The following is a 17,292-nucleotide window of genomic DNA, read 5'->3' on the forward strand; positions in this document are numbered from 1 at the left end:
GCGGGCTTGCCCGCTCCTACAGGGACCGTGTTCAACAATGAAATCGATTTAAAACAAAAAAACCGCATCACTGCGGTTTTTTTGTGCCTGTCGAATGCGCTTTAAACGAACAGCGACAACAACAGAATAAAGCCCAGGCCCACCACCGACAGAATGGTCTCCATCGCGGTCCAGGTCTTGAAGGTTTCGGCCACGGTCATGTTGAAGTACTGCTTGACCAGCCAGAAACCGGCGTCGTTGACGTGGGACAGGATCAGCGAGCCGGCACCTGTGGCCAGTACCAGCAGTTCACGGTTTACGCCAGGAATCATACCCACCACCGGCACCACAATGCCCGCGCCGGTAATGGTCGCAACGGTTGCCGAACCGGTAGCGATACGGATCACCGCGGCCACCAGCCAGGCCAGCAGGATCGGCGAGATCTGCGCGGCCACAGCCATGTGTCCGATCACGTCACCCACACCGCTGGTCACCAGCATCTGCTTGAAGCCACCACCAGCACCGATGATCAGAATGATCGCGGCGGTGGGCGCCAGGCTGGCGTCGAGCCACTTGAGCATCTGCTGAGAGCCGATGCCCTGCTTGTAGCCGAAGGTGTACAGCGACAGCAGCAACGCCAGCAACAGGGCCGAGATCGGGTGGCCGATCAGGTCCATAAAGGTGCGGAAGAAATTACCGTCTGGCAGCACCACGTCGGCAAAGGTCTTGAGCAGCATCAGGAACACCGGCGACAGCACGGTGACCAGGGTGATGCCGAAGCTCGGCAAGGTGGCCGAATCGGTTTCACGGGCCAGTTGATCCACCAGTTCCTGATTCGGATGACCGGGAATGTACTTGGCAATGAACGTACCGTAGATCGGACCGGCGATGATCGCCGTCGGCAGCGCCACGATCAGACCGTACAGAATGGTCTTGCCGATGTCGGCACCGAACACGCCGATCGCCAGCAGCGGGCCCGGGTGCGGTGGCACCAGGCCGTGTACCGCGGACAGGCCGGCCAGCAGCGGGATACCGATCTTGATGATCGACACGCCGGTGCGCCGGGCGACGATGAACACCAGCGGGATCAGCAGCACAAAGCCGATTTCGAAGAACAGCGGGATGCCCACCAGGAACGCGGCGAACATCATTGCCCATTGCACCTTGTCCTTGCCGAAGGCGCGGATCAGGGTCTGGGCAATCTGGTCCGCCCCGCCCGACTCGGCCATCATCTTGCCGAGCATGGTGCCCAACGCGAGGATGATCCCGACAAACCCCAGTACCCCACCGAAACCGTCCTGGAACGCCTTGATGATGGTGCCGATCGGCATGCCCGAAGTCAGCCCGAGGAACGCGGCCGCGATGATCAACGCAATGAAGGGGTGCAACTTGAACTTGGTGATCAGGACAATCAAGCCAATCACCGTGACCACTGCATCGAGCAGCAGGAACGTGTCGTGGGACATGCCGAACATTAGGGGTGTCTCCTGGTTGTTGTTGTTATTAAAGCGGGTAATTCAATAGCCATCAGGACAGCGCTACCTTTGAAAGCAAAACTCATACGGCGAGCTTCAAGCCATGTTCGCCCCACCAATCGTGGGCTTGCTTGGCCAGTTGCTCGACGCTGTGAACGGAGGCATTGAGGGCCAGGGTCAGCGGTTCACCGACCGGCGACTCGAGGGTGGCGAACTGGCTATCGATCAGGGTCGACGGCATGAAGTGCCCCGGACGATGGGAGACCCGGTCAGCGGCCACCTCGCGACTCAACTCGAGAAACACAAAGCCCAGGCCTGGCAAGGCGCTGCGCAAACGCTCGCGATAACTGTGCTTGAGGGCCGAACAGGTCAATACCGGGCGCTGGCCCTTGGCATCGACGCGACGCAGTTCGTCGCACAGGCTGTCCAGCCAGCCGGCACGGTCGTCGTCGTTCAGGGGAATGCCGGCGCTCATCTTTTCGATGTTGGCCGCAGGATGGAAGGAATCGCCTTCGATGCCGGTCGCGCCGCTGAGCCGGCACAAGGCCTCGCTGACGCTGGACTTGCCGCAGCCGGCCACGCCCATGATGACCAGGGCGGAGATTGCTTGACTCATGTAACACCTCAGCGCGCAGACAGCGCTACCTTTGCTCATTGAAACTCTAGTGCAAACGCAGCCATTGCCGACGACTTCTTGTCGTTTTTATGGGTTGCAACACATTCTTGCCCAATGCCGACAGGCAGGGATCAGGCAACCCCCGCTCAATCATTTGCAGCCGCATCGAGACAGCGCTACCTTAGTGCCTTGAATTTTGTTTGGCAAGCCGCCCGATGACCTCGACCAAAAACGATAAAAATACCCGCACCACTGGCCGCCCTACCCTCAACGAAGTTGCCCGCCTGGCCGGGGTCAGTCCGATCACCGCCTCACGCGCCTTGCGCGGGGTCAGCAGCGTGGCCACCGAACTGGTGGAAAAGGTCCAGCAGGCCGCCTCGGAACTCAATTACGTGGTCAACCCCGCGGCCCGCGCCCTGGCCTCGGCGCAGAGCCAATCGGTGGTGGTGCTGGTGCCATCGCTGTCGAACCTGCTGTTCATCGAAACCCTCGAAGCCATCCATCAGGTCTTGCGCCCCAAAGGCTTCGAAGTGCTGATCGGCAACTGCCACTACTCCCGTGACGAAGAAGAAAATCTGCTGCGCAATTACATGGCCTACCAGCCACGCGGCTTGCTGCTGACCGGTTTTGACCGCACCGATAGCGCCCGGCGGATGGTCGAGACGAGCAATGTGCCCTGCGTCTACATGATGGACCTGGACCCCGATGCCGGCGTGAACTGCGTCGGCTTCTCGCAAATCAGCGCCGGTGAAACCGCCGCGCAACATTTGCTCGCCCGGGGGCGGAAAAAACTGGCGTATATCGGCGCACAACTCGACCAGCGCACCCTGCTGCGTGGCGAAGGCTTCCGCCGCGCCCTGCAACATGCCGGCCGCTATGATTCGGATCTGGAATTGCTGACGCCGCGCCCATCCTCGGTCGGGCTGGGCGGCGAGTTGTTCCTGCAGATGATGGCCAACCACCCCGAAGTCGATGCGATCTTCTTCGGCAACGACGACCTGGCCCACGGCGCCCTGCTCGAGGCCATGCGCCACGGGATCAAGGTTCCGGAGCAGGTCGCTGTGCTGGGATTCAACGACCTGCCCGCCTCCGAACACATGGTGCCGCGCCTGAGCAGCATCAGCACCCCGCGCGAAGCCATCGGCCGACGGGCCGCCGAACACCTGCTGACATTGATGGCCGGCAACCGCATCGCCAAACCACTGGTGGACATGGGCTTCGAACTCAAGGTCCGCGAAAGCACCTGAGTTCGAGGCCGCTACATTTGAGTCGAGCGGATTCAGTTGAGCTGCAAACTCGAACTGAACTGGCCGATGGCGTCCACCACGTGACGTGAACCCTGCTGGATTTCCAGGATCACTTCACCGGCCTCGTTCGCCAGTTCCACCCCGAGTCCGGTGCGACTCAAGCTCGATTGCATGCTCGAGACGGCACTCAACGACAAGTCGTGGTTCTTGCGCACCACGTCGACGATCTCCAGAGTCGCCTTGCTGGTCCGCGCCGCCAGACTCCGGACTTCATCGGCCACCACCGCAAAGCCACGACCATGCTCGCCGGCCCGCGCCGCTTCGATGGCAGCGTTGAGTGCCAGCAGGTTGGTCTGGTCGGCAATCCCGCGGATGGTCTGCACGATGCTGCCGATGATGTCGGACTGTTTGCTCACGGCATCGATGCTCAGCGCCGCTTCATTCAGGTCTTTGGAAATCTCCTCGATGATCTGCACGGTCTGCTGCACCACCTGCGAGCCTTTGCGGGCACAGGCGTCGTTCTGCACCGAGGTCGCATGGGCGGATTCGGCAGCGGTCTGCAGGGTGGTCATTTGCGGGGTGATGTCGCTGGCGAACTTGACCACTTTGTACAAGCGCCCGCGCGCATCGAAAATCGGGTTGTAGGACGCTTCGAGGTAAACCATGCGTCCGTACTTGTCGACCCGCTCAAAACGATGGGAATGGAATTCGCCACGGTTCAGCGAGGCCCAGAACGCCTTATAGGCCGCCGATTCGCTTTCCGAGCGGTGACAGAACAGGCTGTGGTGCTGCCCGACCACTTCGCCCAGCGAGTAATGCATGGTCTGCAGGAAGTTGTCGTTGGCGGTGATCACCCTGCCATCGGGTGAAAATTCGATCACTGCCATCGCTCGTCCCACAGCGTTTACCAAACTCTGATTTTCATGTTCCTTATGGATGCGGGCGGTAATGTCGGTGGCCACCTTGATTACGCTGGTGACTTGGCGATCGACGCCGAATACCGGCATGTAACTCGCTTCCAGCCAGACTTCCTGGCCCTTCTTGTTCAAGCGTTGGAAGGTCCCGCTGCTGGGCTCGCCGCGCCCCAGATCGCGCCAGAAGCGTTGGTAATCCACGCTGCTGGCGTAGTCGTCCTCACAGAAAATCCGATGATGCTTGCCACGGATTTCCTCAAGGGAATAGCCGACGGCAGCGCAGAAGTTTTCATTGGCATCGAGAATCACCCCCGTCGGGCCGAACTCGATCATGGCCATCGAACGGCTGATCGCTGCCCACTTGGCGTTGGCTTCGGTCAACGCGCAGGTGGTTCGTTGAATCTCGAGCAGGTCGGATTTGTGATGTAGGTTAAACATGGTCGCATTGCCCCAAGCACGGTTTTTTTGATTGATGAAAGTTCATCGGTCTTTCAACGTATCCACCACAACGTTCCATGGAACAGGCACACACACCCCTCTGCGGGAGGGCCAGATCAAGTCAATAACAGAGTTGAGTCGGAGGTTCGTGCCGCACGTTCCTACTGGGGCACCCCTCTCTTGATTGCCCGGGACAGGCCAACTCAAGCGCCAGAATCAATCGCTCAGCCGTAAGCATAGACAGGCTCTTCACGGCTGCAAGGCCATCATTGAGCCAGTAATCGGGACAAAATCGGTTCAGCGCCAACCGTCGGTCTTTTATACTCGGCGGCCTTGAGAATCGATGACAGTTACCATGCCCGATATCCAGTACAGCCAGCTCGATGAAGCCCTGTGGCCACTGATGAACAAGTTCTATCGCAGCCACCAATCTTCGATGAAAGCGGTGCGTGACGCGCAGCTGTGGGTCGGCCGGCGCGACGAAATCATCGCCGGGCTGTGCCTGCGGCCGGTGGCATCGGGGTTCTGGTTGACGGGTTTGTTTGTCGCCCCGGATTGTCGCGGCCAGGGCGTGGCGGCGGCCTTGATGGCAGAGGCGCTGGCCACGAGCAGCGCGCCGGTGTGGCTGTTCTGTCACCCGGATCTACAAGGCTTCTATGAGCGCAACGGTTTCAGCGCCCATCCGCTGCTGCCCCAGGCGCTGGGCGAGCGCCTGCTGCGCTACAGCCGCAGCAAGCCGATGATCGCCATGGCCCGGGGTTGAACGGGTTCAGTCGTCGGCGTTGGGGTCGAGGTCGGGGAACATCACGTCGGTGAAGCCGAACTTGCGGAAGTCGCTGATGCGCGACGGGTACAACCGGCCGATCAAATGATCGCACTCGTGCTGCACCACCCGCGCATGAAACCCCGAGGCATAGCGCACGATCGGTTCGCCCTTGGGATCGAACCCTTCATAGCGGATGTGCTGGTAGCGCTCGACGGCCCCACGCAGGCCCGGCACCGACAGGCAGCCTTCGAAGCCCTCTTCCATGCTTGGGTCTAGCGGGGTGATCAACGGATTGATCAGGATGGTCTGCGGCACCGCTTCAGCGTCGGGATAGCGCTCGCTGTGCTCGAAGCCGAAGATCACCAGTTGCAGGTCGACACCAATCTGCGGGGCTGCGAGGCCGACGCCACCGACGCTTTCCATGGTCTGGAACATGTCATCGATCAACTGCCACAGCTCGGGGCTGTCGAACAGTTCAGCCGGAACCGGTGAGGCAATACGCAGCAGGCGTTCATCGCCCATTTTGAGAATTTCACGGATCATGATCAGGCTTCGTCAGAGGTCGGTTTGAGCGAGTGGTCCCGTCCCAATCCCGAAACGTGTTGTTTGGGTTCGTTTGCGTGCTCACCCGGGACTTTTTCCCCCGGGTCCTTGCCTTCGTTCGACATGTGTTCGATCACCGCATTCATTTCAGCGCCGAGCAGCAGCACCGCCGCGGAAATATAGAAGTACAGCAATAGCACGATGATCGCACCGATACTGCCATACATGGCGTTGTAGTTGGCAAAGGTCTTCACGTAGAAACCAAAGCCCAGGGACGCGATGATCCACACCACCACCGCCAGCACCGAGCCCGGGGTGATGAAGCGGAATTCCTGCTTCACGTCCGGCATCACGTAATAGATCAACGCCACCGCGATCATCAGCAGGATCACGATCACTGGCCAGCGCAAGATCGTCCAGACGGTGACGATAAACTCCTGCATGCCAATTTGCGCGGCAATCCATTCCATCACCTGCGGCCCCAGCACCATCAGCGCGGCGGCGATCAGGAGCATGCCGGCAATGCCGACGGTATAGAAGATCGACAGCGGGAAACGCTTCCACACCGGGCGACCTTCGACCACGTCGTAGGCGGCGTTCATTGCACTCATCATCAGTCGCACACCGGCCGAGGCGGTCCACAGGGCGATGACGATACCCACCGAGAGCAGCCCGCCCTTGGATTGCTGCAACTGGTCGATGACCGGGTTGACCTGTTCCAGGGCTTGCGGCGGCAACACCAGTTCCGATTGCAGGCGCAGCCAGGAGAAAAAGTCCGGCAGGTGCAGGAAACCGATCAGGGCGATCAGGAACAGAATGAAAGGAAACAGCGAGAACAACATCTGATAGGCCAGTGCCGAGGCGTAGGTCGACATTTCATCGTCGACAAACTCGGTGACGGTGCGCATCATCACGCGATGCAGGGGCAAGCCTTTCAAATCGGGGAAAATCATAGCGTCTCCTTTCGCCGCTGGATTGAAGTCGGAGGCGACTCAGGGGCCGTTTTCTACATCAAAGTAGCTTGTTTGGCGACCTTGAAACAATTTCTAGCGTAGTCCATGCCTGTCTGACGTAAAAACGGCCATCCGCGGATGGCCGTCATGCTGCTGTAACGTCGGCTAGCCAAATCAGGCTTTGTCGATGGTGTTCTTCACTGCGTCCTTGGCTTTGCCCAGCTCTTGCTGGGCTTCGCCCTTCTTCTCCTGGATCTTGCCTTCGGTCTGCAACTTGGTGTCGTCGGTGGCCTTGCCAATACCCTGCTTGATGTTGCCGATTGCTTCGTTGGCCAAACCTTTTGCTTTATCGCCAGTGCTGCTCATGGTCGTTACTCCTGTGAACGTTCAGTGGTCAAAAGGGCTTACCTAGACGTTGACCGGCTGGCCTTGCGAGGAGTTTCATTTATTTTTCACCCGGTTCATTTCATCAGCCCATGCAGGTTGGGCTTTATGTTTGGCGCTTTAGCCGGGAGAATGCGCGTCTTGTTCAGGCTTTGGCACTGAAGCTCCATTTGTGTAGGAACGTTATGAAACTCGATAAAAAGCAGGCCATTGCCCGCAGAAACCAGGAACTGGGCGGTGCAGTGCTGGGCGTCAACAACTGCCACTTCACCGAATTGAACCGCAACCGCAATATCTGGTGGTTCGACATCCCGGTGACGCGCTTGGCGATTGGTCAGTACGAGTGGATTCACCTGCTGATGCACACGCCGGCCACCGACACCCTGCTGCACCTGAAGGTGCCTACGGTGTTCCTGCGCGAAAAGCTCGAAGGCCTGGTGGTGCGCAACGAAGGCAAGCGCAAGGCAGCGCTGAGCCTGGAGTTGAGCGCCGACAAAGACTCCTTCCTGCAGGACATGCGCCCGGCAGGCACCAATGTGAATTTTGCGCAATTCCAGCAGTAAGTCTGCGCTAATCAAAAGCCCCGCATGTGCGGGGCTTTTTGTTGGGCGCCTGGTTTACTTCTTCAGGCCCAGCTTCTTCAGCTCTTCGTCACGCAGCTCGCGGCGCAGGATCTTGCCGACGTTGGTGGTCGGCAGCGCATCGCGGAATTCAACAGCCTTCGGCACTTTGTAGCCGGTGACGTTGGCGCGCATGTGGGTCATCACCTGCTCCTTGGTCAGGGTCACACCCGGCTTGGCGACGATGAAAATCTTGATCGCCTCGCCCGACTTCTCGTCCGGAACGCCAATGGCCGCGCACTGCAGCACGCCCGGCAGGGTCGCCAGCACGTCTTCCAGCTCGTTCGGGTAAACGTTGAAACCGGAGACCAGAATCATGTCTTTCTTGCGATCGACAATGCGCATGTAGCCGTCAGGCTGAATCAACGCGATGTCACCGGTCTTCAGCCACCCTTCGCTGTCGAGGATCTCGTCGGTAGCCTCCTGGCGCTGCCAGTAGCCCTTCATCACCTGTGGCCCTTTCACACAGAGTTCGCCGATTTCGCCCATTGGTTGTTCCACGCCAGCGTCGTCGATGACCTTGCACAGGGTCGAAGGCACTGGAATGCCGATGGTGCCGATCTGGATGTTCTGGATCGGGTTGACCGTGGCCACCGGGCTGGTTTCGGTCATGCCGTAACCTTCACAGATCGGGCAGCCGGTCACTTCTTTCCAGCGTTCGGCGGCGGCCAGTTGCAGGGCCATACCACCAGACAAGGTGACCTTGAGGGCCGAGAAATCCAGCTTGCGGAACCCTTCGTTGTTGCACAGTGCGACGAACAGCGTGTTGAGACCGACAAAGCCGCTGAACTTCCACTTCGACAGTTCCTTGACCATCGCCGGCAGGTCCCGCGGGTTGCTGATCAGGATGTTGTGGTTGCCGATCAACATCATTGCCATGCAGTGAAAGGTGAAGGCATAGATGTGGTACAGCGGCAGCGGCGTAATCAGGATCTCGCAGCCTTCGTGCAGGTTGGAGCCCATCAGCGCCTTGCACTGCAGCATGTTCGCCACCAGATTGCGGTGGGTCAGCATCGCGCCCTTGGCTACGCCAGTGGTGCCGCCGGTGTATTGCAGCACCGCGACGTCGCTGCTGGCCGGGTTGGCTTCGGTCACCGGTTGGCCACGCCCCTTGCTCAGCACGTCATTGAATTTGATGGCGTTGGGCAGATGAAACGCCGGGACCATCTTCTTCACATACTTGATGACGCTGTTGATCAGCAGGCGCTTGAGCGGTGGCAGCAGGTCCGCCACTTCGGTGACGATGACGTGCTTGACGCCGGTCTTGGGCACCACGGCCTCGGCCAGGTGCGCCATGTTCGCCAGGCACACCAGCGCCTTGGCTCCGGAATCGTTGAACTGGTGTTCCATTTCCCGCGCGGTGTACAGCGGGTTGGTATTGACCACAATCAGCCCGGCGCGGATGGCACCAAACACGGCGATTGGGTACTGCAGCAGGTTGGGCAATTGCACGGCGATTCGATCGCCCGGGCGCAAATCGGTATGCTGTTGCAGATAAGCGGCAAAGGCCCCGGACAATTCGTACAGCTCACCGTAGGTAAGTGTCTTGCCGAGGTTGCTGAAAGCCGGCTTGTTGGCGAAGCGTTGGCAGGATTGCTTCAACACTGCCTGAATATTCGGGTACTCGTCTGGATTGATATCGGCAGCAATCCCAGCTGGGTACTTATCCTTCCAAAAGTCTTCGATCATGGAAGCCCACTCCTCAGCAACGCGAATTCTTCACCGCATTTGATGCGATTATTATTGGTGTGTGTTTTTGGTGAATCTGGCGTTTATCGAGTGCCGAGAAGTCCCAAAGCGCGCCGAGAGTAGCAGCTTTGCCAAGGGCCTACTAGAGCCAAAACAGGCCTCTACGGTCACTATGATGACTCAAGAAACTTTAATGGTCACTTTTAGAGTAAAAAATCTAAAGACCCTGAAATACCCGTGCTACAGGGTTCAAACGGCTTTTCAAGGGACAAAAAAAGGGGCGCCCATTGATGGACGCCCCTTTTTTGCTGCCGGCTCGCTAACAAATCATTACGCGATGTCGCGCAACTCCCGACGCAGGATCTTGCCCACCGGGGTCATCGGCAATGACTCGCGCAGGACGATGTGTTTGGGCACCTTGTAGGCGGTGAAGTTTTCCTTGCAGTACGCCTTCAACTCCTCAAGGCTGACCCCGGCTTCACGGGCCACCACGAACAGCTTCACCGCCTCTCCGGAACGGTCGTCCGGCACACCGATCACCGCGCAGTTGGCGACTTTCGGATGGGCCATGACCACGTCTTCGATCTCGTTGGGGTACACGTTGAAGCCCGAGACGATGATCATGTCTTTCTTGCGGTCGACGATACGCACAAAGCCGTCCGGATCGATCACCCCGATATCACCGGACTTGAACCAGCCCTCGGCATCCAGCACTTCGGCCGTAGCCTCCGGTTTCAGCCAGTAGCCTTTCATGATCTGTGGGCCCTTGATGCACAGCTCGCCCCGCTCACCCAGGGCTTGCTCGACGCCGTCATCGTTAATGACTTTCAAGGTCGTGCCAGGGACCGGAATGCCGACCGTGCCCAGGCGTGACAGGTCGCCGTAAGGGTTTGTGCAGGCCACCGGCGAGGTCTCGGTGAGGCCGTAGCCCTCGGTGATCCGGCAACCGGTCAGCTGTGCCCAACGCTCGGCCGTAGCCTTGACCAGCGCGGTGCCGCCGGAGTTGGTCAGCTTGAGGCTGGAGAAATCCAGGGTTTTGAAGTCCGGGTGATCCATGAGTGCCACAAACAGCGTGTTAAGCCCCAGCAATGCCGAGAAACGCCAGTTTTTCAGCTCCTTGATGAAGCCGGCGATGTCTCGTGGGTTGGTGATCAGCACGTTGTGATTGCCAGTCACCATCATGCACATGCAGTTCGCCGTGAAGGCATAGATGTGGTACAGCGGCAGCGGCGCGATCATCACTTCCTGGCCTTCGCGCAACAGCGGCTGGCCGTCGCGACCAAACTGACCGAGGCAGGCGCGGGCCTGCTGCATGTTGGCCACCAGGTTGCCGTGGGTCAGCATCGCGCCCTTGGCCAGGCCCGTGGTGCCGCCGGTATATTGCAGCACGGCGATGTCGTCGAGCCCGGCTTGCAGCGGTTTGATGCCCTGGCCGCGACCCAGTCGCAGGGCGGTCTTGAAGGAGATGGCCTGCGGCAGGTCATAGGCCGGGACCATCTTTTTGACCTTGTCGACCAGGGTATTGACCAGCCAGCCCTTGGCGGTGGGCATCAGGTCGCCCATCTTCGCTTCGATCAAGTATTGGATCTCGGTGTCGGCCAGCACTTCCTGGACTTTCTGCCCGAACATGTTCAGGTACACCAGCGCCCGGGCACCGGAGTCCTTGAACTGGTGGCGCATCTCGCGCGCGGTGTACAACGGATTGGTGTTGACCACGATCAGGCCGGCGCGCAAGGCGCCGAACACGGCAATGGGGTATTGCAGGACATTGGGCATCTGCACTGCGATGCGATCGCCCGGTACCAGGTCGGTCTGGCTTTGCAGGTAACCAGCGAAAGCCGCGCTGTAACGCTCCAGATCGGCGTAGGTCAGGGTCACGCCCATGTTGCTGAATGCCGGACGATCAGCAAATTTCTTGCAGGAACGTTCGAACACCTCGATCACCGATTGGTAGGCACCCAGATCGATATCCACGGGTACACCGGCCGGGCGTTTGTCATTCCAGAAATCAGGTTGCATTGTTCTTGTCCTCTATACCTGAGCCAATCCGGGCCGCTTGGGGTGGTGCCGCGTCTATCCCCGTAGGAGCTAGCCTGCTCGCGAAAAATCTGAAGGCGTCGCGAGCATTCAGGATGTCCGCGTCATCGTTGACGTTTTTCGCGAGCAGGCTCGCTCCTACAAAAAATGGCACATCCCGTCCAAAGCGGAGCTTCTGGGACACTAGCAGTTATGGCGAATCAGGCAAATATCAGCACCAGTGTCATTGACCGCGTGAATCTTGCTGCCATGGATTGCCCGCATCACCCGTACGCCAGCCGATGCGCTATACAATGCAACGACCCCGCGCAAAGGAACCGCCATGATCCACGACACGTTCTGGTTGACCGCGAATGACCGCAGCCAGGTTTTCGTCAACCAGTGGTTACCCGAAGGCCCGCTCAAGGCGGTGATCCTGATTTCCCACGGGATGGCGGAACATAGCGCGCGTTATGAGCGCCTGGCTCAGCGATTGTGTAACCAGACGTACGGGGTCTACGCACTGGACCAGCGTGGCCATGGTCGAACGGCCGAAAACGGCGTCTTGGGTCACTACGCCGATGAAGACGGCTGGTGCAAGGTCGTCGGTGATCTCGCCAGCCTCAACCAACATATCGGTCAACAGCATCCGGGCATTCCAATCGTGCTGCTGGGCCACAGCATGGGCAGCTACATCGCCCAGGCCTATCTGCTGCATCACAGCGCCAGCCTGTATGGCGCAGTGCTCAGCGGTTCGAATTTCCAGCCGGTGGCGCTGTACCGCGCCGCGAGCCTGATTGCCCGTTTCGAGCGCTGGCGCCAGGGGCCGACCGGGCGCAGTGCGCTGATCGAATGGTTGTCATTCGGCGCCTTCAACAAGGCGTTCAAACCCAACCGCAGCCCGTTCGACTGGCTCAGTCGCGATCCGGACGAAGTCGACAAATACGTCCGCGACCCGCTCTGCGGCTTCCGTTGCACTAATCAGATGTGGATCGACATGCTGGGCGGCTTGCAGCAGATCAGCAATGCGTCCAATCTCGCGCAGATTGATCCGGGCCTACCCTTGCTGATCATGGGCGGCGAATGTGATCCGGTGAGTGAGGGCAAGCGTCTCAAGTCGTTGGCCAATGCCTTGCGCCGGGCCGGCAGCCAGAGCCTGCAGCTCAATCTCTACCCGCAAGCCCGGCACGAACTGTTCAACGAGAGCAACCGCGATGAAGTCACCGCGGACCTGCTCGACTGGCTGGATAAGGCGTTGAGCCATCGCCGGCCACCCAGAACCGAATGAGCCTCGGCTCTTTCACTTAACTCGTCACAGGATTCAACCCATGACCCAGGTTACCAACACGCCGTACGAAGCCCTCGAAGTCGGCCAGACCGCCAGCTACAGCAAAACCGTGGAAGAGCGCGACATCCAGCTGTTCGCGGCAATGTCCGGCGACCACAACCCGGTGCACCTGGACGCCGAGTTTGCCGCCGCCAGCATGTTCAAGGAGCGTATCGCCCACGGCATGTTCAGCGGTGCCTTGATCAGCGCCGCCGTAGCGTGCGAGTTGCCTGGGCCCGGCACTATCTACATTGGCCAGACGATGAGCTTCCAGAAGCCGGTGAAAATCGGCGACACCCTGACCGTGCGCCTGGAAATCCTCGAAAAAATGCCGAAATTCCGCGTGCGCATCGCTACCCGCGTATTCAACCAGCGCGATGAATTGGTGGTTGATGGCGAGGCGGAAATCCTCGCCCCGCGCAAACAGCAGACCGTGACCCTGCCAACCCTGCCGGCCATCAGCATCGGCTGATCAGCCGGTCATGCGGCCCGTGCCTATCGGGCCGCTTCCTGCACTTGCACGCTGGCGGTCATCCCTGAACTGAGGTTGACCCCTTCAGGCAACCGGTCGAACTTGATCCGCACCGGAATCCGTTGCGCCAGGCGCACCCAGTTGAACGTCGGCTCGACCTGAGCCAGCAACTGGCCGTCCGGCGTGCTGTTGCGATCATTGATCCCGCGACTGATGCTCTCGACCTGCCCCGGGATCGCTTCCCCCGCACTCATCAGCCAGACTTTGACCGGATCGCCGACCTTGATTCGCGGCAGTTTGGTTTCCTCGAAATACGCCTGCACATAGAACGTCGAGTCATCGACCAGCGCCATCACAGGCTGCCCGGCGTTCACGTAGTTGCCCTGGGCCAGGCGCAGATTGGTCACGTGCCCGCTGCGTGGCGCATGCACCTGGCTGCGGGCCAGATTGATCTCGGCGATCTTGGCGTCGGCCTCGGCCTGGCGCAATTCACCTCGGGCAATGCCGGCGTTGATCTGCGCGTTCTCGCGCAACTCGGCGCTGATCGCCTGTGGGCCGAGGGCGGCGCGGCGACTGGCTTCATGTTCACGCAGGCTGAGTTGTTGCTGGCGGGTCTGCACCACGGCGCGAGCTTTTTCCAACGCGGCCTGGTAGCGCTCGCGGTCGATGCTCAGCAACAGATCACCGGCCTTGACCGGCTGGTTGTCGACCGCCTTAAGCTCCTCCACCCAGCCGGACACGTCGGGGGCGATGACCACCACGTCGGCGCGAATCCGTGCATCGCGGGTCCAGGGGGTGAGCATGTAGTACTGCCACAAGTGCATGCCGGCAAAAATCGCCACGGCCACCAGGCACAGGGTTACCGCGACACGTACGGAGGTACGCATAGTCAACTCCTTATAAAGGCCCAAGTCCCAGAGTAATCAGGGTCAGGACACAGACATACAGGGCACAATCGAACAGGGCCTCATGCCAGATCCAGCGACCGACCGGGGTCAGGCGCAGCAATAATCGCAGGCCGGCGGTCAGCACCAGGGCCAGCAATACATAAATCAGAAAAGGACTGAGCAACACCCCGCCCAGCGCCCACTCACGCAACCCCATGACTGCCCTCCTGTTGCTGGCACCAGGCGCGCCAGCTGCGTTGCAACTGCAGCACGGCCCCCTGGGAAAGTTTCAGCGCATCACTCTGTGGAAATGCCTGCAGGCTTTGCAGAAAACCGGCTGTAGGCGCCTCCAGAATATCCCCACGATCAGCCGCCGGGCCCTGGCGCAAGGCCGAATCCAGATGTTCGAGATAGTCGCGTTGCTGGGTGCTGACCGGCACTTGGGCCACCGCCAGGCTCAAACGCAAATGCAGCAACTCATCACCGATATCCAGGCCCAGTACACCGTCATCCCAACGACTGCGAGCCTGTTGCGGCAGCTCCGGATAATGCCGCGCCAGCTGTAGCAAGCGATCCGCCATGCGCCCACCGAACCAGCTTTCCGCGCCGCGCAAATTACGTCGAGTCAGACGCGCCAGGTCGTCGAGGGTGGCCGCCAGCAAGCGTCGGCCATGCCAGGCCGGATTGCGCAGGATCAGCAAGTGGAACGCCAATACGGCGGCGCCGACACCGATCATCATCGCCTGGGCACTGTTGAGAAACACGGCGACATCGAACGCCATCTGGTTCAGCGGCGCCACCAGCACGATGAAGTGCAGGCAAAACGAAGTGGCGGTCGCACCGATCTGCGGTTTGGCCATACCCAGCGCACCGAAGAACAGCGGCACGCCCAGGGCCATGCCCAGCAGGGCGAAGCTGCTCCATTGCGGCAACAGGATTTCGCCGACCACAAAGGCCACCGGGATCGCCAGGAAGATCCCGCGCATAAAACTCATGCCGATCTGCGCGCCGTTCTCTCGGCTGGCAAACAGGCTGCAGACCACGCAAGTCAGCAACATGGCGCCTGCTGCCGCGGGCCAGGCGGTGGCCATCCAGAAACTGGCGACGGTCAGAAATGCCAGGGCACTGCGCGCGCCAAATACCAGGGCCAGGGAGAGGTCGCGGTGCGGTGTCAGGGTGGCGGGCGCTTCGATGGGCTCACGACCTTGCTGGACCGCATCCAGCGCCGCCGCAGCCGCCAACGCGGAGTCGAGTAACAGGGTGAAGCGCGCCAGGCAGTAACTCTGCGCGGCACTGATAGAGGTTTCGTGCGAGGCGGCGAGCACGCGCGGACGCAAGCGCTGCATGGCGCCGGTATCGGCGCTCTCCAGCACTTGCTGCACCTGTTCCATCCACGGCTGCAACTGATCGGCTTCGCGCTCGTCGAGCTGACGCCACTGACGGCGGACCGAGCGCGAGATGCGCAACAGCATCAACAGTTTCTGGCTCAAGCCGCTGATCGCCCGCGCCCGCTGCCGCCCCAAGGCTCCCTCGAACCAGGCGTGCTCGCGCTGGGCGTCGACGGCGACAATCCGCCCAAGGATTTCCAGCAGGCCCTTGCGCGCCTGACGGTCGCCGACCAAGGTGGCCCGCGCCGTCTGCAGGCCGCTGAGCCAGGCCGCCTGCGCCTGACTCGCCAATTGTTGCTCGACCCGCAGCGGCCAGATCAAGGCGCTACTGGCGGTGGCGCAGAGAATGCCCAGGGAGATTTCCGTGCAACGCGCCACCGCCTGATCGAACACGGTCAGCGGGTGACTCAAGGCCGGCAGCGCGATAATCGCCACGGTGTAGCCGGCCAGCACAAAGGAATAGGACCAGGCGCTGCGCAGCAGGGTCGAGCTGGCGGTACACAACCCCAGCCACAAGGCCAGGGCGAACAAAAACAGCCAGGGCGTCTGCGCGAACAGGCCGACGAAGACCACCGCCATCACGGTTCCCACTACCGTGCCCAGCAACCGCGCCATGCCCTTGTGCACCACCATCCCCGACAACGGCTGGGCGACGATAAAGGCGGTCATCAAGGCCCACGCCGGCTGTTCCAGGCCCCAACGCAACGCCAACCATAACGCCAACCCACCGCCCAGCACGGTCTTGAGCGCGAACTGCAGGGCGCGACGATCGGGAGCCAACAAGGCTTGAAGAGTAATGGGCACAAAAACAACTCTGGGAGGGAATAAAACAACCATAGTCGTGATCGCTGACGAACGACGACGAGCAAATTATTAGCTAGCTATCTATATTCGTCCAGCGCTAATTCCAATGCACAAAAAAACGCCAGGCAAGCTGGCGTTTTTGACAGGCTTTTGACCCTTACGAGCGGGCACGCGCCTGATTGCGCAAGGCTTTGACCTGGTCGTGATTGCGTTGCACACCGTGGTACTGGCGCTCAACCAGATCACGAATGCCCATCAGATTATGTTTGTTGATTTTCTCGATGGCTTCACGATAGGCCTTCAGCGCATGGTCTTCACCACGCTCGGCTTCGTTGAGCACCGCCTCTTCGTCTTTGCCAGTGATCATCGACTTGAGGTCGACCCAGCGGCGGTGCAGATCACCGCTGACGCTGGTGGAGGTTTCCGGATCACCGCCCAGTTGGCGCACGGCGCTTTGCAGTTCAGCAGCGGCGGTGGCACAGTCGGCCGAGCGCTTGACGAACAGCGCCTTGAGTTCTGGATGCTTGATATCTTCAGCACAGGTCTTGAACCCTTCCTGGCCGTCCTTGCTGGTTTCGATCAGGTCGTTGAGGACGGAGATGGCTTCTTTATTCATGTCGGTCATTTTTTAATTCCTTCCAGGTTGTGGGAACGTGGAGAGAACATTGCAGCTCGTGTGCCAGCTTTCTAATCGTCTATTTTTCCTTTAATTTCAAACAGTTATATTTGATTGCGAAAACTGTATCCTCGTTATTTGCATGATCTGTCAATTGG

Annotated in this window: 17 protein-coding genes and 1 pseudogene; 5 read left to right on the plus strand and 13 right to left on the minus strand. The window is 59.9% G+C overall.

Features of this window, described 5'->3' with window-relative positions:
* Nucleotides 1–101 precede the first annotated feature (101 nt).
* The gene (locus tag KW062_RS22715) at nucleotides 102–1,454 is read right to left on the minus strand and encodes a GntP family permease (protein WP_027619891.1); all 1,353 of its coding nucleotides are present in this window, start codon (nucleotides 1,452–1,454) and stop codon (nucleotides 102–104) included.
* An 82-nt stretch (nucleotides 1,455–1,536) separates the two neighbouring features.
* Nucleotides 1,537–2,070, minus strand: a complete 534-nt coding sequence (locus KW062_RS22720; protein ID WP_027619890.1) for a gluconokinase — start codon at nucleotides 2,068–2,070, stop codon at nucleotides 1,537–1,539.
* A 215-nt stretch (nucleotides 2,071–2,285) separates the two neighbouring features.
* Here KW062_RS22720 and KW062_RS22725 point away from each other — a divergent pair, with 215 nt between their 5' ends.
* Nucleotides 2,286–3,317, plus strand: a complete 1,032-nt coding sequence (locus KW062_RS22725) for a LacI family DNA-binding transcriptional regulator (RefSeq protein WP_027619889.1) — start codon at nucleotides 2,286–2,288, stop codon at nucleotides 3,315–3,317.
* Nucleotides 3,318–3,349: 32 nt separating this feature from the next.
* Here KW062_RS22725 and KW062_RS29050 read toward each other — a convergent pair whose 3' ends face one another.
* Nucleotides 3,350–3,889: a methyl-accepting chemotaxis protein gene (locus tag KW062_RS29050; protein WP_256351146.1), complete on the minus strand. Its 540-nt coding sequence runs from the start codon at nucleotides 3,887–3,889 to the stop codon at nucleotides 3,350–3,352.
* Between the two features lie 9 nt (nucleotides 3,890–3,898).
* Nucleotides 3,899–4,669: pseudogene (locus KW062_RS29055) on the minus strand (PAS domain-containing protein); the annotation flags it as partial.
* A 355-nt stretch (nucleotides 4,670–5,024) separates the two neighbouring features.
* Here KW062_RS29055 and KW062_RS22735 point away from each other — a divergent pair.
* Nucleotides 5,025–5,432, plus strand: a complete 408-nt coding sequence (locus KW062_RS22735) for a GNAT family N-acetyltransferase (RefSeq protein WP_105753854.1) — start codon at nucleotides 5,025–5,027, stop codon at nucleotides 5,430–5,432.
* Nucleotides 5,433–5,438: 6 nt separating this feature from the next.
* Here KW062_RS22735 and def read toward each other — a convergent pair whose 3' ends face one another.
* The 3 genes from def to KW062_RS22750 all read right to left on the minus strand — a co-directional run bounded on the left by def (nucleotide 5,439) and on the right by KW062_RS22750 (nucleotide 7,297).
* A complete protein-coding gene (gene def, locus KW062_RS22740) occupies nucleotides 5,439–5,978 on the minus strand; it encodes a peptide deformylase (protein ID WP_027619886.1) in 540 nt (179 codons plus the stop codon).
* Nucleotides 5,979–5,980: 2 nt separating this feature from the next.
* Nucleotides 5,981–6,931 (minus strand): YihY/virulence factor BrkB family protein, encoded by a 951-nt coding sequence (locus tag KW062_RS22745; protein WP_027619885.1) that lies wholly within the window; start codon nucleotides 6,929–6,931, stop codon nucleotides 5,981–5,983.
* A 174-nt stretch (nucleotides 6,932–7,105) separates the two neighbouring features.
* Nucleotides 7,106–7,297 (minus strand): CsbD family protein, encoded by a 192-nt coding sequence (locus KW062_RS22750; RefSeq protein ID WP_027619884.1) that lies wholly within the window; start codon nucleotides 7,295–7,297, stop codon nucleotides 7,106–7,108.
* A gap of 203 nt (nucleotides 7,298–7,500) precedes the next feature.
* Here KW062_RS22750 and KW062_RS22755 point away from each other — a divergent pair, with 203 nt between their 5' ends.
* Entirely contained in the window at nucleotides 7,501–7,878 is a 378-nt protein-coding gene (locus KW062_RS22755) for a hypothetical protein (protein WP_027619883.1), read from the plus strand.
* A 54-nt stretch (nucleotides 7,879–7,932) separates the two neighbouring features.
* Here the strand turns inward: KW062_RS22755 and fadD1 are convergent, their stop codons facing one another.
* Together fadD1 and fadD2 are read right to left on the minus strand one after the other, a co-directional pair.
* On the minus strand, nucleotides 7,933–9,624 hold the full coding sequence (gene fadD1, locus KW062_RS22760) for a long-chain-fatty-acid--CoA ligase FadD1 (RefSeq protein ID WP_105753855.1): 1,692 nt from the start codon (nucleotides 9,622–9,624) through the stop codon (nucleotides 7,933–7,935).
* Between the two features lie 330 nt (nucleotides 9,625–9,954).
* Nucleotides 9,955–11,643, minus strand: coding sequence for a long-chain-fatty-acid--CoA ligase FadD2 (fadD2, locus tag KW062_RS22765; protein ID WP_027619881.1), 1,689 nt, complete (start codon nucleotides 11,641–11,643; stop codon nucleotides 9,955–9,957).
* Nucleotides 11,644–11,983: 340 nt separating this feature from the next.
* On the opposite strand from fadD2, the gene KW062_RS22770 reads away from it, so the two are divergent.
* Nucleotides 11,984–12,928 (plus strand): alpha/beta hydrolase, encoded by a 945-nt coding sequence (locus tag KW062_RS22770; RefSeq protein WP_105753857.1) that lies wholly within the window; start codon nucleotides 11,984–11,986, stop codon nucleotides 12,926–12,928.
* 40 nt (nucleotides 12,929–12,968) lie between these two features.
* Nucleotides 12,969–13,439, plus strand: a complete 471-nt coding sequence (locus KW062_RS22775) for a MaoC family dehydratase (protein WP_018926458.1) — start codon at nucleotides 12,969–12,971, stop codon at nucleotides 13,437–13,439.
* A gap of 23 nt (nucleotides 13,440–13,462) precedes the next feature.
* On the opposite strand, the gene KW062_RS22780 is transcribed toward KW062_RS22775, so the two are convergent.
* From KW062_RS22780 to KW062_RS22795, 4 genes are all read right to left on the minus strand, one after another.
* Nucleotides 13,463–14,326 (minus strand): efflux RND transporter periplasmic adaptor subunit, encoded by an 864-nt coding sequence (locus KW062_RS22780; protein WP_027619878.1) that lies wholly within the window; start codon nucleotides 14,324–14,326, stop codon nucleotides 13,463–13,465.
* Nucleotides 14,327–14,336: 10 nt separating this feature from the next.
* Nucleotides 14,337–14,543 carry a DUF1656 domain-containing protein gene (locus KW062_RS22785; RefSeq protein ID WP_027619877.1) on the minus strand — a complete coding sequence of 69 codons (207 nt, stop codon included), beginning with the start codon at nucleotides 14,541–14,543 and terminating at the stop codon, nucleotides 14,337–14,339.
* Nucleotides 14,530–16,518, minus strand: a complete 1,989-nt coding sequence (locus KW062_RS22790; RefSeq protein WP_105753858.1) for an FUSC family protein — start codon at nucleotides 16,516–16,518, stop codon at nucleotides 14,530–14,532. The genes KW062_RS22785 and KW062_RS22790 overlap by 14 nt, the downstream gene beginning before the upstream one ends.
* Before the next feature lie 157 nt (nucleotides 16,519–16,675).
* A complete protein-coding gene (locus tag KW062_RS22795) occupies nucleotides 16,676–17,143 on the minus strand; it encodes a ferritin-like domain-containing protein (RefSeq protein ID WP_105753859.1) in 468 nt (155 codons plus the stop codon).
* Nucleotides 17,144–17,292: the final 149 nt, after the last annotated feature.

This window comes from Pseudomonas fluorescens (assembly GCF_019212185.1).
Classification (GTDB): Bacteria; Pseudomonadota; Gammaproteobacteria; order Pseudomonadales; family Pseudomonadaceae; genus Aquipseudomonas.

Excerpts from the sequence above, each read along its gene's own strand:
- KW062_RS22715 (WP_027619891.1), bottom strand. The coding sequence starts at position 1,454 with ATGTTCGGCATGTCCCACGACACGTTCCTGCTGCTCGATGCAGTGGTC.
- KW062_RS22720 (WP_027619890.1), bottom strand. The coding sequence starts at position 2,070 with ATGAGTCAAGCAATCTCCGCCCTGGTCATCATGGGCGTGGCCGGCTGC.
- KW062_RS22725 (WP_027619889.1), top strand. The coding sequence starts at position 2,286 with ATGACCTCGACCAAAAACGATAAAAATACCCGCACCACTGGCCGCCCT.
- KW062_RS29050 (WP_256351146.1), bottom strand. The coding sequence starts at position 3,889 with ATGACCACCCTGCAGACCGCTGCCGAATCCGCCCATGCGACCTCGGTG.
- KW062_RS22735 (WP_105753854.1), top strand. The coding sequence starts at position 5,025 with ATGCCCGATATCCAGTACAGCCAGCTCGATGAAGCCCTGTGGCCACTG.
- def (WP_027619886.1), bottom strand. The coding sequence starts at position 5,978 with ATGATCCGTGAAATTCTCAAAATGGGCGATGAACGCCTGCTGCGTATT.
- KW062_RS22745 (WP_027619885.1), bottom strand. The coding sequence starts at position 6,931 with ATGATTTTCCCCGATTTGAAAGGCTTGCCCCTGCATCGCGTGATGATG.
- KW062_RS22750 (WP_027619884.1), bottom strand. The coding sequence starts at position 7,297 with ATGAGCAGCACTGGCGATAAAGCAAAAGGTTTGGCCAACGAAGCAATC.
- KW062_RS22755 (WP_027619883.1), top strand. The coding sequence starts at position 7,501 with ATGAAACTCGATAAAAAGCAGGCCATTGCCCGCAGAAACCAGGAACTG.
- fadD1 (WP_105753855.1), bottom strand. The coding sequence starts at position 9,624 with ATGATCGAAGACTTTTGGAAGGATAAGTACCCAGCTGGGATTGCTGCC.
- fadD2 (WP_027619881.1), bottom strand. The coding sequence starts at position 11,643 with ATGCAACCTGATTTCTGGAATGACAAACGCCCGGCCGGTGTACCCGTG.
- KW062_RS22770 (WP_105753857.1), top strand. The coding sequence starts at position 11,984 with ATGATCCACGACACGTTCTGGTTGACCGCGAATGACCGCAGCCAGGTT.
- KW062_RS22775 (WP_018926458.1), top strand. The coding sequence starts at position 12,969 with ATGACCCAGGTTACCAACACGCCGTACGAAGCCCTCGAAGTCGGCCAG.
- KW062_RS22780 (WP_027619878.1), bottom strand. The coding sequence starts at position 14,326 with ATGCGTACCTCCGTACGTGTCGCGGTAACCCTGTGCCTGGTGGCCGTG.
- KW062_RS22785 (WP_027619877.1), bottom strand. The coding sequence starts at position 14,543 with ATGGGGTTGCGTGAGTGGGCGCTGGGCGGGGTGTTGCTCAGTCCTTTT.
- KW062_RS22795 (WP_105753859.1), bottom strand. The coding sequence starts at position 17,143 with ATGACCGACATGAATAAAGAAGCCATCTCCGTCCTCAACGACCTGATC.